Source organism: Grimontia celer (genome assembly GCF_900055185.1).
Taxonomy (GTDB): domain Bacteria; phylum Pseudomonadota; class Gammaproteobacteria; order Enterobacterales; family Vibrionaceae; genus Enterovibrio; species Enterovibrio celer.
The window spans coordinates 1-646 of the sequence record NZ_FIZX01000037.1 but is presented as its reverse complement, the minus strand read 5'-3'; the positions used below and the strand labels follow the sequence as shown (position 1 = coordinate 646).

Below are 646 nucleotides of genomic sequence, written 5' to 3'. Positions count from 1 at the left end.
AAACAGAATTAATTAGGACACCCACATTGAAATGTGGCGAGCAACTCATTGCTAACAGCTCTTCTAAATAGCTTAAATCATGCATCCATTGTAATTTTCTACCTTCGTTTATACCTGTAATGTTAGATCAATTTAATGCCTACAGCGGAATGTGTATTTTTAATTTCAAAGGGAGTGCATTTCTATGCATCAGCCTCCTACGAAAAGTGATTTGACCAATTTATAATTAATATTTACTATTTATAAAGGTTATAGATTAGTTTAAAATCAATAATCTTGATTCTTTAACATGGCATTTTTGTTAAATCCAAATAAGGGCTTATTTTGAAAATCTACAAAGTTATAACTGTGTCGTATGTTCTTCTTGCTTTAACTGGTTGCGCCAAAATGCCGTCAGTAACAAGTGAACGTTTAGGCCAATTCACAGCTGCATCTTCTTTTAATGTAAGAAATCTTGATTATGAAAAAGGATCTAATACAGTTTCTTTTACCAAAGGTAAATCTTGTTACGAAGTGAATCCGCGTACAATGACTTATGTTTCTGGTCCTAAAAACAACTTAATGCAGCGTGCTATGGATGATGCTATAAGAAATGGCCAAAAAAATGGGATTGATGGAGATCTAATTGTAAATGCAAGGATTGAGC

At 33.0% G+C, this 646-nt stretch carries 1 protein-coding gene; it reads left to right on the top strand.

Features of this window, described 5'->3' with window-relative positions; translation table 11 throughout:
* Positions 1–324: 324 nt before the first annotated feature.
* On the top strand, positions 325–646 hold a 322-nt coding region (locus GCE9029_RS26415), incomplete at its 3' end, for a hypothetical protein (RefSeq protein ID WP_157487857.1).